This window comes from Microbacterium aurantiacum (genome assembly GCF_040532595.1).
Taxonomy (GTDB): domain Bacteria; phylum Actinomycetota; class Actinomycetes; order Actinomycetales; family Microbacteriaceae; genus Microbacterium; species Microbacterium chocolatum_B.
Map to the genome: position 1 here is coordinate 795,143 of NZ_JBEVYX010000001.1, position 13,101 is coordinate 808,243.

8 protein-coding genes are annotated in these 13,101 nt (G+C 68.2%); all 8 read right to left on the minus strand.

What is annotated here, in order from left to right:
• Positions 1-43 precede the first annotated feature (43 nt).
• The 8 genes from ABXJ56_RS03900 to ABXJ56_RS03935 all read right to left on the minus strand — a co-directional run bounded on the left by ABXJ56_RS03900 (position 44) and on the right by ABXJ56_RS03935 (position 13,098).
• Complete coding sequence (locus ABXJ56_RS03900) at positions 44-1,060, minus strand: substrate-binding domain-containing protein (protein WP_353998409.1); 1,017 nt, start codon at positions 1,058-1,060, stop codon at positions 44-46.
• 168 nt (positions 1,061-1,228) lie between these two features.
• On the minus strand, positions 1,229-2,248 hold the full coding sequence (locus tag ABXJ56_RS03905; protein ID WP_353998410.1) for a LacI family DNA-binding transcriptional regulator: 1,020 nt from the start codon (positions 2,246-2,248) through the stop codon (positions 1,229-1,231).
• Positions 2,249-2,292: 44 nt separating this feature from the next.
• A complete protein-coding gene (locus tag ABXJ56_RS03910; protein ID WP_353998411.1) occupies positions 2,293-2,586 on the minus strand; it encodes a hypothetical protein in 294 nt (97 codons plus the stop codon).
• Between the two features lie 8 nt (positions 2,587-2,594).
• Positions 2,595-3,692: a WxL protein peptidoglycan domain-containing protein gene (locus ABXJ56_RS03915; RefSeq protein ID WP_353998412.1), complete on the minus strand. Its 1,098-nt coding sequence runs from the start codon at positions 3,690-3,692 to the stop codon at positions 2,595-2,597.
• 107 nt (positions 3,693-3,799) lie between these two features.
• Positions 3,800-4,453: a hypothetical protein gene (locus tag ABXJ56_RS03920; protein WP_353998413.1), complete on the minus strand. Its 654-nt coding sequence runs from the start codon at positions 4,451-4,453 to the stop codon at positions 3,800-3,802.
• Positions 4,454-4,653: 200 nt separating this feature from the next.
• A complete protein-coding gene (locus tag ABXJ56_RS03925; protein ID WP_353998414.1) occupies positions 4,654-7,035 on the minus strand; it encodes a family 43 glycosylhydrolase in 2,382 nt (793 codons plus the stop codon).
• Between the two features lie 94 nt (positions 7,036-7,129).
• Positions 7,130-10,054 (minus strand): family 43 glycosylhydrolase, encoded by a 2,925-nt coding sequence (locus tag ABXJ56_RS03930; protein ID WP_353998415.1) that lies wholly within the window; start codon positions 10,052-10,054, stop codon positions 7,130-7,132.
• Positions 10,055-10,188: 134 nt separating this feature from the next.
• A complete protein-coding gene (locus ABXJ56_RS03935; RefSeq protein WP_353998416.1) occupies positions 10,189-13,098 on the minus strand; it encodes an immunoglobulin-like domain-containing protein in 2,910 nt (969 codons plus the stop codon).
• Positions 13,099-13,101: the final 3 nt, after the last annotated feature.

Below are 13,101 nucleotides of genomic sequence, written 5' to 3' on the forward strand. Positions count from 1 at the left end.
TCCCCGCTCCGTCAGATGGTGGTGCTGATCAGACGATCCGAGCTCAGAAGCCCTGGCCGTCGGCGAGCGCCGTCTCGCCGGCCTCCGGCGAGTCGAACGTCGCGCTGTCGACGATGATGGTCGACTCGACGGTCTCGCCGGCGAGTGCGCGCTCGACGACGTCGACGGCGATGTCGCCGAAGAACGGGTTGTACTGGGCGACGAAGCTCAGCTGACCCGCGGCAAGCGCCTCGAGAGCACCGGTGGTGCCGTCGATCGTGGCGATCTTGACGTCCTCACCCGGGACCAGACCGGCGGCCTCGACGGCCTGAGCGGCGCCGATGCCCATCTCGTCGTTCTGGGCGAAGATGAACTGGATGTCGTTGTTGTTGGCGCGGAGCACCGTCTCGGTGACGGACTTGCCCTCGTCGGTCTTCCAGTTCGCGGTCTGCGCGCCGACCTTGGTGAAGCCCTCGGCACCCTCGACCTCGGAGTCGAAGCCGTCGTTGCGCTCGTTGACGACCGAGAGACCCGGTACGCCCTCGAGGACGTAGTAGTTCGCGCCCTCGGGGAACGACTCGACGGCCCAGGCGCCGACGGATGCCGCCACCTGGAAGTTGTCGGGGGCGATGCGGGTGACGTACAGGTCCTCGCTGGCGTCGACACCGCGGTCGAGCAGGATGACGGGGATCTCGGCCTCCTGGGCGAGCTCGAGCGAGTCCTCCCAGCCGGAGGCCTCGGTCGCGGTGAGCAGGATGACGTCGACCTCGTCGTTGACGAAGGTCGAGAAGGCGTCGAGCTGCGACTTCTGGTCACTCGGGCTGGCGGCGGGAGCGTATTTGAGCTCGTAGCCGGCCTCCTCCGTGAAGGCGTCCTTGACGGCCTGCTCGTTCGCGTTGCGCCAGCCACCCTCGGGGCCGACCGCGACGAAGCCGACGGTGATGAGCTCGCCGTCGCCACCGGCGTCGCCACCGGCGCTGCCGCCGCCGTCGCCACCCGATGCGCAGCCGGCGAGGCCCAGTGCCAGCGCCCCAGCGCCGACGAATCCGATGACGCCGAGCAGGCGCTTCTTCTGTGACATGTGTCTCCTCCTTGAGATCGACGCTCCATCGTGGAGTCGGGTCGAATCACTCTGGTGCAGCTGCCTGTCGCAGCCGCGTGCATCAGTATTGTGCGCGCTAACAAGAATTGCAAGCAAGACTTCGAAGTTTCCGTTACGCAGTCGTTACGCCGCGCCGGTGAGCGGCGTTCAGGCGCGCGGCGGTGCCGTGGATTCGCGCACGATGAGCTCGGGGAGGATCATCGCGCTGTCCGCCGGCTCCTCCCCCGCGATGCGGCTCACGAGGAGCTCCAGTCCGAGCCGACCGAGCTCGGCGAAGTCCTGGCGAACCGTGGTCAGAGGCGGCAGGAAGTGGCGCGCGTCGGGCAGATCGTCGAAGCCGACGACGCTGATGTCCTCGGGAACCCGCAGCCCGCGCTTGGAGAGGCCGTGGATGAGCCCGAGGGCCATCTGGTCGTTGGAGGCGAAGACCGCGGTGACGTCGTCGATCGCCGGCGCATCGCGCCCGATCGCGAAGCCGGCGTCGGACGTCCAGTCACCGACCAGCGCATCGCGGATCGTGAGGCCCCGATCCGCGAGGTCTTCCTCCCACGCCGTATGCCGCGCCCGCGCGTCGAGCCAGTCGAGCGGCCCGGAGATGTGCAGGATCTCGCGGTGTCCCAGCTCGACGAGGTGCGCCACGGCTGCGTGCGCCCCCGCGCGCTGGTCGACCGCGACGGTCATCATCTCGGGATCGGGATCGGCCTTGACCACCAGCACCGGGACCCGGATCGGCTGCTCGCGCAGCGTGTCGAGGGACGAGGACCGCGGAGCGATGACGCACAGCGCGTCCACGCCCTGCGACATCAGGTCCGCGACCCCGACGTCGACCCCGAGATCGGGATCGTCGGAGATCGAGAAGGCGCTCACCGAGTACCCGCTGTCGCGCGCAGCGCGCTCGAGAGCGCGCAGGGTGCTGTTGGGCCCGTACTCGACGGGGCCGTCGACCATCACCCCGATCCGCATGGCCTTGCGCGTGGCGAGCGCGCGGGCGATCGAGCTGCGCGTGTAGTTCATCTCGTCGATCGCCTGCATCACCCGCTCACGGGTGGAGTCCCGGATGTTGGGATGCCCGTTGAGCACCCGGGATACGGTCATGTGCGAGACTCCGGCGTGGGCGGCCACGTCGTAGATGCTCGGACGCTGCCACGCGCGACTCTGATCGCTCATCGGCGTCCCCCCTTTGTTCATTTCCAGCATGGGGCGCCGAGCGCTCAGTCGCTACCGGCGCGTGCCCCCCTGCGTCGCAGAGCGTACGCGATGACTCCGGCCCCGACCAATGCGACGGCGCCGATGATGAGCCAGGTGGGGTCGATGCCGGTGCCGGCGAGCCAGTCGGGGACGGTGGGCGCACCGGTCGGGCTGGGGGACGGAACGGGGGTGTCGGTGGGCACCGGAGTCGGCGAGGGGAGCACCGTCTCGGTGGGGGCCGGAGTCGGCAGAGGGGTGATCTCGACGTCGACGCTGACGCCGTCGCTCTGGTCCGTGTCGGTGGGGAAGATGATCAAGGCAGGCCTCACTGGTGTGGGGACGAGCCGCCGCTGGGGAGTGGGACGTCGTCGGATCGGTGGTTCTGGGCGGCCGCGGCGCGGCCTTCCTCCCGGGCCGCGGCGATCGCCGCCGCCATGCGGTTCTGCGAGCGTCGGCGCCCCCAGAACAGCGCGCCGATGATGAGCGCGAGACCGAAGAGGATGAGGAGTTGAGGGACGGGGATGGCCCACGCCGTCGCCGACGCGGTGATGGGCTCGACGGGGACGGCGTCCCCACCGAGGTCGAAGCCTTCGGGCACGAGGGTGATCTCGACCGGGACGTAGAACGTCGGCCACACCCCCGGAACGAGCACCTCGACGCGGCGCGTCTCGCCGGGCAGCAGCGTCTGCCGCGCACCGTCTTCTTCGCCGATGACGACGACTCCGGTGCCCGCGCCGACCTCGCCGGCGACGATCACGTTCGCGTTGCCGGTGTTGGTGACGTCGAAGGATGCCGTCATCTCGCCGGGCCGGATCGGATTCCACGCGAGGGTGTAGTCGGTGACCACTCCCCCGACCTCCGCCGAGGCGACGATGTCGCCGCTGACACGCGTGAGGACGCGGAAACCCACACGGCTTTCCACGCCGACCTGCGAGCCGGACTCGTCGGTGCCGACGGACAGCACCGACGCGGCGACCCCCGCGACATGGTCCCCGGGGATCGCGTCCTCGGGCACGGTCGTCGTGAACGGCACCACGACGGTTCCGTTCGGTTCGACGGTGACCGTCTCGGGCAGATCGATCCACGTGCCCGCGTCGACCGACTCCTGGTCGGACGGGAGCATGTTGAACCGGCCGTTGTCGTTGTAGAAGCCGTCCGCAGCACTGAGGGTGAACGTCACCGGCACGCGGCTCGAGTTCCGCACGGCGAAGAAGTCCTCTGCGCTGGCCCCCGGATCGAGCTCCTGCTCGATCACGCCGCGACGATCCGGGCCGGACTCGTCCGCCGGGGTGACCGACCAGGTGATCCGGTCCTCGTCCTCCGCCGCATGGACAGCGGGAGCGACGGCCGCGCCGCCGAGAAGGGCGAGAGTGACCCCGACTACCGAGGCCGCGACGCGAGAAGCGTGAAGGGAACTGCGCATGGCTTTCCGTTCTGAACGGCGATGAGGAAGAACCGGGGCCGATATCGCCACCGACCCCGGTTCTTCGGGATGTCTCCCGTCGAGGAGGCACCCTAGCCATCTTGGGCTCAGTAGACGTCCTCGAACAGCGAGAGCGTCAGGGTCGAGCTGTACGAACCCGGCTCGACGTCCACCGGGGTCTTGAGGAAGAGCGCCGCGTTGGCGGACCACTGCGTCTCGCCCGTCTCGAGCAGGGCGCGGGAGTCGAAGGGCGAGTAAAGGAGTTCCTGTCCCTCGAGTCCCACGGGGTTGATCGGGACATCAGTCTCTTCGTCGAGGACGGTCTCGACCTCGGGGCCGGCAATGACCTCGCCCGAGCCGCTGTCATTGACGAGGTCCGGAATCCACCCCAGGTGACCGGCGGGAAGGCTCGGCTGGCCCGCGTCACCGGTGAACTCGGAGGCCTGACCCGTGACACTCCACGCGACGCCTTCCGGCACGTCTTCGACCGCACGGGTGTCGGTCACGGTGACCGTGGGGAGCACGCCATCGAACTGCCGGATCTCGACGTCTCCCGACGCAACCTCTTCCAGGGATGTTCCCGCGCCGGCGACCGTCATGCTGAGGGCGCCCGGCTCCTCGAGGGGCGAGATCTCGACGTCGACGACGACCTCATCGTTGCCGACCTCGTCGGCGAAGGCGGCGCCGGCGGCGCCGGCGAGCACGAGGCTGCCGGCGGCGGCCACAGCGATACGGGCGGAAAGCCCACGAGAAAACTTCATTGCTTACTCCGTTTCTTCAATCGACAACCACGTCGATCAAGCGTGCAAAGACCACCGGACTTTCCGGTCGTCGCTCGTCAGGCCCGGGGTATCCCTGTCTCGCGACTCGTTCATGTTACCGAGAACAAATCGGGGGGACAAGTCTTTCCGGAGGGGATTTCCCGGGGGCGGGCAGGCAGCCCGCCCCCGGGACTTTCGGGTTAGCCGCAGGTCCGCGCGTCGTAGGACGCGTCCACCTCGACGTCGATCGTCTCGCCGTCGACGACAGCGCTGGCCGTTACGGTGACCGATCCGGCCGGTGCGTTCGCGAGGCGGGTGTTGAACGCCGTGGACGAGGCCTTCCCGGCGCCGATCGACGCGTACGACTTGGAGCCGTACGCGGAATCGATCGTCGCCGCGACGGGGACATCGTCGCCGTTGCGGACCGTGACCGCCACGTACGGCTTGCCAGCGATGCAGCGGGTCGATGCCTCGACCGTCACGTCGAGCGACGGGGCGGCTTCAGCGGCGGTGAACGACCACGTGTCGAGCTCGAACAGGTCACCGGTCGGTCCCGCGAAGGTGAAGAACACGTCCTGCGTGCCCGTCGCCCCCGTGAGCTCGGCCGAGAGCTCCGTCCACTGTCCGACCTCACCCGTCACCGGGATCGTGCCGAGGACCGCGCCGGTGGCGCTGCCCTGGCGGACCTGGATCTCGCCGCCCGCCTGGAGCGGCTTGACCTTCACCGAGACCGACGCGGCGCCGTTCTCACCGAAGGCGACGGACGACAGGGCGGTGTAGTCGCCGTTGTCGATGTCGGTCACGGCCAGGTTCGGCGAGGTGTTGCCGAACTCGGTCGAGCCGCCGTCGATCTTCGCGGTGGCGATGCCCTTGCTCCAGCCCAGGGTCTCCGCCTCGAAGGTGCGGAACGGGTCGAAGTCGCGCACCTGCTCGACGCCGACGTAGTTGCCCACGACCTGGTTGACGGTGCCGTCCTCCTTGAAGGTCAGCTCCTGGATGTGCGGGCTGCGGTAGCCCTGGGTGGTGTCGCCGTTGATGCGCTTGTTGAGCGTGGGGGCGTGGTAGGTGAAGTAGTACTTGCCCTCGTACTCGAACACCGACTGGTGGTTGTTGCCACCGGTGCCGGCACCGAAGAACTGCGACTGGTTCGGGAACATCACACCGGCGTAGGCCTCCTTGGGGAACGACATCGGGTCGTCGGAGATCATGTAGCCGATCTCGCCGCCACCGGGGTAGCCGGGCACGCGGGTCTGGTTCCCACCGAAGTCGTTGCCGCCGAAGTGCGACGAGTAGGACAGGTAGTACTTCTCGCCCCGCTTGAACACCTGAGCCGCCTCGAAGGCGACCGGGGCGTCGACGACGGCCGCGGTGCCCTGCGTGGAGACCATGTCGTCACCGAGCTCGATGACCCGCAGGTTCTTCGGGTTGTTGAAGCGCTCCGCCGCAGGGAAGCTCGTCGAGGCGGGGCCGCCACCGAAGTAGAGGTAGGCCTGACCGTCGTCGTCGACGAACGGCGCCGGGTCGAACAGCCACTGCACACCCTGCGTGCCGGGCGTGGTGTTGTTGATCAGCGTGGAGGTGCGCTGGCTCGACCAGGGGCCGAGGGGCGAGTCGCCGGTGATGACGTTGCTCGATCCGCCGCCGTTGGCGTAGTAGAGGAAGAACTTCTCCTCGCCGTTCACGACCTTCTTCTCGATGCCCGGAGCCCACGAGTTGTTCGTGAACGGGGCGACACCGTTCTGCCCGGCGACCTGGATCTCACCGTGGTCGACCCAGTTGACCATGTCGGTGGTCGAGATGAGCGTCAGCTGGTTGATGTTGCCGTAGTTGATCTGCGGCGACACACCGGTCGACGGGTTGGGAGCGTAGCCCTGGGTGTCGTTGGTCATGTACATGTACACGCGACCCTCGTGCACGAACCCGTAGCCGTCGGCGCCGAACTTGTGGCCGATCAGCGGGTTGTGCTCGCCCGGAACCTTGCCGACGACCTCGATGGTCTTCGACGGAGCCGCCGCGGGCGGGGGCGGGGGTGCGCCGACCAGCGACACGTCATCGACGACGAAGTCCATGAGGTGCAGGTCGGGATCCGCCTGGGGGTTCGCCGTCCACGGCGTCTCGATGAACAGGCGCGTCGTGGTGACGTTCTGGCCCGCGGGGATGGTGAAGGTGGAGTTGATGTACCCCCACTGACCCCGAGCCGGAGTGACGCTCCCGAGGTTGGTGTACGTGCCCCCGCCGTAGTGCATCGTCGCGAAGAACTGCTTCGTCGCAGGACTGCTGGGGTTGTCGTACTTGACGCGCGCCTTGACCGTGTAGGTCTGGCCGGCCTGGAGCTTGCCGGACAGATCCTGCATCGGACCGGACCCGGTGGTCTGCCGTGCGCTCGCGCGCAAGGCCGAGGTCCCGCTGAAGGCATCGTCGGTCAGGGTGAGGGTGGCGCCGTCGGCGGCGTTGCCGTTGTTGGCGAACCACCCCTGGGTGCCGCTCTCGAACCCACCGTTGACGATGAGTTCCTCGTCGGCCGCGTAGACGGGGGCGGTGACAGCGAGGCTCGCTGCCAACAGCACACCGGCAGCGGCCATCGCTGCGATCCGGAATCGGGATCGCGTGAGGCCATGCTCGTGCAAGAGATTTCTCCTCTGTGTGTACAAGGTGTCCCTATTCAGTTGTGGTGTCTCACGTCGTGCAGCTGCGCGCCGTGAAGCTCTCGGTGAGGTCGGTCGAGATCTCGCCGGAGGAGGCGGTCACCCGCACCTCCCCTGCGGGGATCGCGGCCTGCCGCGTCGTGAAGGCGTGAGAGGTCGCCTTGCCCGACGCGAGGGACGCGATCGTCTTCGTGCCGTACGGAGTCACGATCTCCACCGACACGGGGGCGTCCTCGTCATTGCGCACGGTCGCCGTGACCAGCACCCTGCCGGCGAGGCAGCGTGTCGAGGCGACCAGGGAGACGTCGAGCTGCGGCGCCTCCTCGGCCAGCACTCCGAGGCGGGCGAGCTCGAGGCTGAGTGCCCGCTCGGGGGCGTCGATCTGGTTCTGCGTCCCGAATGTGCCTGTCCGTGCGGTGACGGCCTTGTCGAGCACGCGCTCCATCGCCGCCCAGGCCGCCGCCGGGTAGGCGGCATCATCCAGCCCCTGGGCATGCGCGATCGCTGCATCCAGCGCCGAGGTGTCGAGCGGGAGGTTCTGGGCGGAGCGCACGTCGCTCAGCAGGAAGTGGTCGACGTCGACCCACCCGCCCGCTTCTTCGGTCGCGTAGGTGAACAGCCCGACCCGGTGACCCATGAAGTGCGTCAGCGCCCCGTCGAGGGTCTGCGGGCCGACACGGTTGCCGAGCTGGTTCCAGGTGATGCCGTCGAGGCTGTAGAGGAACGTGGTCCACAGCTGACCGGTCGGGTTGGCGAAGTCGAGGTCGGCTTTGAGGTGCACCTCCGTCGCGTCGCCGAGGGCAGCCGTCGTGCCGGGAACGAAGCTCTCGATCGCCGCGTGGTCGATCGTCGCGGTGAAGGGCGTCGTGCGGTTCACCACGCCGATCGTGTTCACCCCGTCGACGCGCTTGACGGCCACGTACGAGAAGTTCCGCGCATAGGCGGCGAGACCCGCGACGTCACCGTCCTTCATCGCCGAGATGTCGAGCTTCGTCTCCACCGACTGACTCGGCGCGAAGGTGCGCTGCGACAGGGTGTTGCGCGTCTCCTCGAGCCAGGTGACCTGGTCGTCGTTCGCGAGCTTCACGTGACGGAAGTCGCCGGTGACCGTCGTGCCGTTCGTCAGGCGCAGCCAGCCGTCGCGGTCGGTGAGCGACCAGTACCGGTTGTCGGGTGCGTGGTTCCACTGCCACTGGATGTCGAGGCGCGAGTCGGTGGGCGCGATCTCGTCCGGATGCGGGTTCTCCCGGGTGATCGGCCGCCCGGTCAGCGACACGTCGTCGACCTGGAAGTCCATGAGATGGGTCGCCGGCGCGGACTGGGGGTTCTGCGTCCACGGCGTCTCGACGAACAGACGGACCGCGTCGACATTCTGCGATGCCGGAACGGTGAACGATCCGCTGATCGTCGCCCACTGACCGCGCTGCGCGGTCACGGTGGCGAGGTTGGTGAAGGTGCCCGAACCGTATCGCGCCGTGACGAAGAACTGCTTCGTCGCGGGGCTCGCGGGATCGGTGTACTTCACCTTCGCGGTGACGTCGTAGGTGATGCCGGCCTGGATCTTCCCGGACAGGTCCTGCGCCGGACCTGATCCGGTCGTCTGACGGGCGGAGACCGCGATCGATCCGGCACCGGAGGCGGCATCCGTCGACGCGGTGAGGGTCGCGGTGTCATTGGCGAACCAGCCCGTGGTGCCGTTCTCGAACCCGCCGTTCTGGATGAGGTCCACACCGAGCAGCGCATCGTCGTACTCGGGCGACGCGGGGATGTCCCACATCTCGTCCATGTACGCACGGTGCGGCGCGTCGTTGTCGAAATCGTCGGACGTGACGATGCTCTTCTGCCGCTCGAGCGTCTGCTCGGCCGGGCTCAGTTCGATGGGCTTGGCGAACGATCCGTTGACCGGGACGCTGCCGTTGTTCCCGAAGACCGGCCAGCCGTCTTCGCCCCACGTCGCCGGGATCAGCGCGGGGATGCGCCCGGTCGGGAACGTGTCTCGGAAGAACATGCCCCAGTAGTTCAGGTCGCCGCTCTCGTCCTCGATGGGCACGAGACTGCCCTGCGCGAAGCCGTTGGAGTTCAAGACTCCCTTCGCCTCGTACGGGTTGGAGCCGTCCTGGGTGGCATAGCGTCCGAGGAGGTGGTCCGAACGGAAGAGCACGACCTGACGCCCCTGGCCCGCGGGCCAGGTGATGATGACGATGTAGTACTTGCCGTCGATGTACGTGACCTGTGCGCCCTCGAAGAGCCCCCCGACCGGTGCGCCCGGGTAGTCGGCGGGACGGATGATCTGGTTGTAGGTCTGCAGCACCTGTGTGAAATCGGCGCTCAGACGCACCGCACTGGTGGAACCGGAGCCGTAGAAGATGTACGGCGTCCCGTCGACGTCGAAGAACAGCGACGGGTCGTGGTACGAACCGGGGAGCTTCGTGCGCTTCCAGACACCGTCGTCGATGTCGTCGGTGGTGTAGAGGTAGGAGCCGCCGAGGTTGTTGGTGTTGAACGCCACGTACCAGAGGCCGTCGTGATAGCGGATCGAGGATGCCCACTGGCCCTGCCCGTAGGAGGTCTGGCCATTGCGCAGCGAGAAGTCGTCGCCGATGTCGGCACGGTTGAAGACGTAGTTGACGATCTCCCAGTTGACGAGGTCGTACGACTTCATCACGGGAGCACCGGGACTCAGGTGCATCGTCGTGCTGATCATGTAGTAGATGTCGCGTCCCTCGTCGTTCTCCGAGGCGGGGATGCGCTCCACCGACACGTCCGGGACGTCGGCGTTCATCAGCGGTACGCGGTAGGTGCCGTCGCCGTTGTCGGTCGAGGTGTAGGCGGAGTCGGGGTTCCACGTTTCCGCCGCCGTGGCAGACGGGACGGGCATCAGCAGGGCTCCGAGGAGAGCCGCGGCTGTGAGCGCGGTGACCGCGCCGCGGGCCGACGCGGACGGGGATGAGGACATCGGTGGCTCCTTCGCCGAGCGCAGTCGGCGTCGACTGCGGGGGTGTATCGGGGGATCAACGGGACTGGTTGCGGGTGAGAAGCGTGCGGGGGCGGAGTGCTCGCGCCGCCCCCGCACGCGTCATCGGACCGGGTTCACGCGGCGCAGGTTCGCGCTGCGTAGTCGTACGTCGCCGACGACTCTTCGGTGATGGGCGAGAACGGCGTGGATGCCGTCACGGTGACGTCGCCCGCCGGGGCGGCGACCTGACGGGAGGTGAAGGCGTGGGAGCTCGCGCGGCCGGACTCCAGCCGAGCGATCGTCTTGACGCCGTAGACCGTTTCGATCTGGACGGCGACCGGGTGGTCCTCGTCGTTGGTCACGGAGACGGTGAGCAGGACCTTCCCCGCCAGGCACCGACTGCCGACGGCGACCGAGACCGCGACGACCGGATCGACGGTGAACGACGCGGTGGCCTCGGAACCGAGCAAGATGTCGTGCCCGAGGAAAGTCGCGCTGATCTGCTGCTCGCCCTCGGCGAGGTCCGCCGGGAGGTCGACCGAGGCGACACCGCCCTCCAAGAACGCGGTCGCCGTCCACTCGCCCACCTGGAAGCGCACGGTGCCGCCGGTCTCGAAGGTATCCGCGGCCGTCACCGTGGCCGTGGCGACGCCGTCGCTGACCTCGACCTCGGCGGTCGTGGCCACGTCGTCGTTCTCGATGCCGCGGATGCTGTTCCACTCGCGGAGCGTGATCGGGATGACGGTGCCGTGCCGGGGTCGAGCCACGCCCGCGTTGGTCATCGTGATGGCCTTCGCCTCCCAGGTCTCGGCCTCGATGTCGGCCTCGCACGCCGCCTGGTAGCCGCCGCCGTTGGTGTAGCGGTCGCCCCACAGGTAGAACTGGCCGGGGCAGGCGGTATCGCCCGGGTTCGCCTCGAAGATGACCGGGCCCTCATAGCCGGCGTTCGCCTGCCACGTCGTGCGACCGAGCGCCGGGGCCAGGAGCTCCCAGTTGTCGATGTCGCTGTCGAGGAAATCGGTGTGCTTCTCCGAGAACAGGTCCGATCCGGCATTGCCGGCCTCGTTCTTCGTCACGCGGTAGTAGTGGTCACCGACCTTGATCGCGGTCGTGTCGATGCGCGACAGCGGCGCCGGGTCCTGCCAGACCTGGGGCTCCGAGAACGTCTGGAAATCGCGCGTGATGTTGTACCACATCTGCGCGTTGCCCTGACCGGTGCGGGTCACGGGGTCGTTCCACAGCGACTGGGCCCAGAACACGGCGTAGGCGCCGATCTCGTCGACCCAGAGCGACTCCGGAGCGAACGCGTTGCCCGCGTCGTCGGGCGCGACCTTCACGTGCCGCTGCGGCGTCCAGTTGACCAGGTCGTTCGACTCGAACACCTCGATGTACTGGGTGTCGTTGATGGCGTATCCGCCCTGGTCGTACCAGTTCAGGTCGGTGGCGATCATGTAGAACGTGTCACCGTCGGGGGAACGGACGATGTGCGGGTCACGCAGGCCCTGGTCCCCGAGCTGCGACACCAGGGACGGCATCCCCCCGGTGAGTCCGGTCCAATCCAGCGCCGTGTTGCCGTTCGAGGTGGCGAACATGATCTGCTCGCCGTCGGCCTGGTTCTCACCCTTGAAGTAGCCGAGGAAGTACCGTTCGTTCTCCTCCTCGCGAGGAAGCGGCTTCACCACCACGTCGAAGGACTTCTGCTGCGACTCTCCGTCGCGCGAGATGGTCGCCGTGAGGGTGCCGGTGACCTCGTCGCGTCCGTAGGCGGGGCGGGCGACCTCACCCGTGGGGGTGATGTTCTCGATCGAAGACTCCCAGGTGATCGTCGATCCCCACGTGCCGACATCCGGCAGCTCGATGTTGCCACGGACGTCATCGGTCGAGTACAGCTCGAGCTCGAGGGTGTCGCGGGCGACCGACGATGCGGCGTCGAACTCCGCCTTGACGGTGATCGGGATCTCACGCACCGTCTCGGCATCCGTCCCCTTGCGGAGCGTGGCCGTCAGGACCGCCGTCGCGTCGGGCTGGCCGAGCGCGGGACGCGTGACGACCCCGCGCACGGGGACCTTCCGCGCACTGGCGACGGCCGGCGGAGCAACCACCTCGATCACGGACGGATCGGAGGAGACCCAGGTGATCGATGACCCGGCGGCATCGCCTGCGGTGGGCAGCACGACGTCGTCGACGATCGCCTCGGTGAGTCCGAGATCGATGGCCGCGGCATCCGCCGCGACGCCCGCGTCGTTCGCCGCGGCCGTCCGCTGCGCGACCTCGGCGCTGCTCAGCGCCCGGTCGTAGACGCGGAAGTCCGCCAGGGTGCCGCGGAACGAGTAGTTTCCGGGCACCTGGGAGCGTCCGAGGAAGTTGCAATTGGTGCCGGCGGCGTTGACCGACGGCGGTGTCGTGATGTTCGCGGACTGGGCGTGCTGAACGCCGTCGACGTAGAGCGTCCCCGTCCACGACGAGCCGCCGGAGTTCGGCGTCTGGGTGTAGGTGACGTGCTTCCAGACCCCCTCGGCGAGGCGCACGCGGTTCTGCTGGACGTTGACGTTGCCGGCCGCGACCCGGAGCCGCTGGGTGTTGGAGGCGAACAGCTGACCCTGCTGCCCCCCGGCGACGTCGCACGAGGTCTTGTTGCCCAGGCTGAAGATCTGATGCTCGCCGACGTTGGCGGGGTCGATCCACACGGCGTAGTCGATGGTGATCGCCGTCATCCCCGCGGTCAGATCCGCCGGGAGCCGGACGTATCCGCCGTCGAGGGAGTAGGCGTAGTCGTCGGGGTTCAGGCGCACACCGTCGCCGGTCAGCTCGGCGCGCTCGGCATTGACGAGCTCGGCGTTCGCGGCGCTGCCGGCCGAGCCGGTGTTGGCGAGCACGATGCCCGAGGTCTCGTTCAGGAGGAACCGGTGGACGAGCCCGTCGGTGATGTCGTCGTCGGCGGCCGTGGCCGGAGCGGCCGCCAGGAAGCCCGCGCACAGCGCGGCGACGGCGGCGGTGGCGGCGACGTGCGCGCGCCGATGCCGGTGGGGAGAGATGGGGACCATTCG

Bases quoted from the DNA above. Each gene is read 5' to 3' on its own strand.
- ABXJ56_RS03915 (WP_353998412.1), bottom strand. From the start codon at position 3,692: ATGCGCAGTTCCCTTCACGCTTCTCGCGTCGCGGCCTCGGTAGTCGGG.
- ABXJ56_RS03920 (WP_353998413.1), bottom strand. From the start codon at position 4,453: ATGAAGTTTTCTCGTGGGCTTTCCGCCCGTATCGCTGTGGCCGCCGCC.
- ABXJ56_RS03930 (WP_353998415.1), bottom strand. From the start codon at position 10,054: ATGTCCTCATCCCCGTCCGCGTCGGCCCGCGGCGCGGTCACCGCGCTC.
- ABXJ56_RS03900 (WP_353998409.1), bottom strand. From the start codon at position 1,060: ATGTCACAGAAGAAGCGCCTGCTCGGCGTCATCGGATTCGTCGGCGCT.
- ABXJ56_RS03905 (WP_353998410.1), bottom strand. From the start codon at position 2,248: ATGAGCGATCAGAGTCGCGCGTGGCAGCGTCCGAGCATCTACGACGTG.
- ABXJ56_RS03935 (WP_353998416.1), bottom strand. From the start codon at position 13,098: ATGGTCCCCATCTCTCCCCACCGGCATCGGCGCGCGCACGTCGCCGCC.
- ABXJ56_RS03925 (WP_353998414.1), bottom strand. From the start codon at position 7,035: ATGGCCGCTGCCGGTGTGCTGTTGGCAGCGAGCCTCGCTGTCACCGCC.